We start from the raw sequence: 1,463 nt of genomic DNA, 5'->3' as shown, positions 1-1,463 counted from the left end.
CGCCCACCGGCTGGTCGGCCGGTGGGCGCCCTCGTGCCGTCCGCGCCTCAGCCCCGCCGGGCCCGCAGCACGTCCTCCACCTGCGCCAGGGTCACGCCGCGGTCCTGCAGCAGCACGAGCAGGTGGTACAGCAGGTCGGCGGACTCCTGCGCCAGCTCCTGCGACCCCTGGGCCACGCCGGCCAGGGCCACCTCGACGCCCTCCTCACCCACCTTCTGCGCGATGCGGCGCGTGCCCCCCTCGAACAGGGAGGTGGTGTACGAGCCCTCGGGCAGGTCCACGTGCCGCGCCGCCACCGTGCGGGCCAGCCGTCCCACCTCCGAGGCGGGAGGCTCGTCGCCGAAGCAGGAGGTGGCCCCGGTGTGGCAGGTGGGCCCGGTGGGGCGGGCCAGCACGAGCACGCTGTCGGCGTCGCAGTCCGTCCGCAGGTCCACCAGCTCCAGGGTGTTGCCGGAGGTGGCGCCCTTGACCCACGGCTCGGCACGGGAGCGCGACCAGAAGGTCACCCGGCCCGTGGTCTGCGTGGCCTCGACCGCGTCACGGTCCATCCAGCCGAGCATGAGCACCGCCAGGGTGTCGGCGTCCTGCACCACCGCGGGCACCAGGGCGCGCCCGCCGGTCTGCTCCGCCGAGAACTCCAGCACCTGCACGTCCACCGTCATCGCCGCACCTCCACGCCGGCCGCTGCCAGCCCGTCCTTGACCTGTCCGATCGTCAGCGTGCCCGAGTGGAACACACTGGCCGCCAGCACGGCGTCCACGTCGGCCCGCTGCACGGCCTCGACGAAGTGCTCCACCGCACCGGCTCCCCCGGAGGCCACGAACGGCACCGGGCACAGCTGGCGCACGGCGGCGAGCTGCTCCACGTCGTAGCCGGAACGCACCCCGTCCGAGCCCATGCAGTTGAGCACGACCTCACCGGCGCCGCGCTCGGTCACCTCCTGCACCCACTCGAGGGTGGAGCGCCCCGCGCTGCGCAGCGTGGAGGGGTCCCCGGTGTGGGAGCGGACACGCCAGGCGCCGTCCTCGTCGCGCAACGAGTCGACACCGACCACCACGCACTGCACCCCGAAGGCGTCCGCCAGCTCGTCCACGAGGCCGGGACGCTCCAGGGCGGGGGTGTTCACCGACACCTTGTCGGCGCCGGCGTGGAGCACCTCGCGGGCGTCGTCCACCGAGCGGATGCCACCGGCCACGCTGAAGGGCACGTCGAGGATGCGGGCCACGCGGGTGACCCACGAGCGGTCCACCGAACGGCCGGCCGGGCTGGCGGAGATGTCGTAGAAGACGATCTCGTCGGCGCCGGCGTCGCGGTACCGGCGGGCCAGCTCCTCGATGCCGCCGACGTCCCGGTGGTCGGCGAAACGCACGCCCTTGACCACCCGGCCGTCACGCACGTCGAGGCAGGGCACCACGCGGCGCGCCAGGCGCGTCGGGGCCGGCGCCGGGGACGCGTCCGCGGCG

2 protein-coding genes are annotated in these 1,463 nt (G+C 74.9%); both read right to left on the bottom strand.

Going from position 1 to position 1,463, the window contains the following annotated elements:
• Positions 1 to 47 precede the first annotated feature (47 nt).
• Positions 48 to 662, bottom strand: a complete 615-nt coding sequence (gene hisIE, locus HMPREF3099_RS03230) for a bifunctional phosphoribosyl-AMP cyclohydrolase/phosphoribosyl-ATP diphosphatase HisIE (RefSeq protein WP_070703894.1) — start codon at positions 660 to 662, stop codon at positions 48 to 50.
• Positions 659 to 1,426, bottom strand: coding sequence for an imidazole glycerol phosphate synthase subunit HisF (gene hisF, locus HMPREF3099_RS03225; protein WP_070703896.1), 768 nt, complete (start codon positions 1,424 to 1,426; stop codon positions 659 to 661). Before hisF ends, hisIE begins: the two co-directional genes overlap by 4 nt.
• Between the last annotated feature and the right edge of the window lie 37 nt (positions 1,427 to 1,463).

It is taken from the genome of Kytococcus sp. HMSC28H12, from assembly GCF_001816045.1.
GTDB lineage: Bacteria > Actinomycetota > Actinomycetes > Actinomycetales > Dermatophilaceae > Kytococcus > Kytococcus schroeteri.
This window is presented reverse-complemented; position numbering and strand designations above follow the sequence as displayed.

Bases quoted from the DNA above. Each gene is read 5' to 3' on its own strand.
- hisIE (WP_070703894.1), bottom strand. From the start codon at position 662: ATGACGGTGGACGTGCAGGTGCTGGAGTTCTCGGCGGAGCAGACCGGC.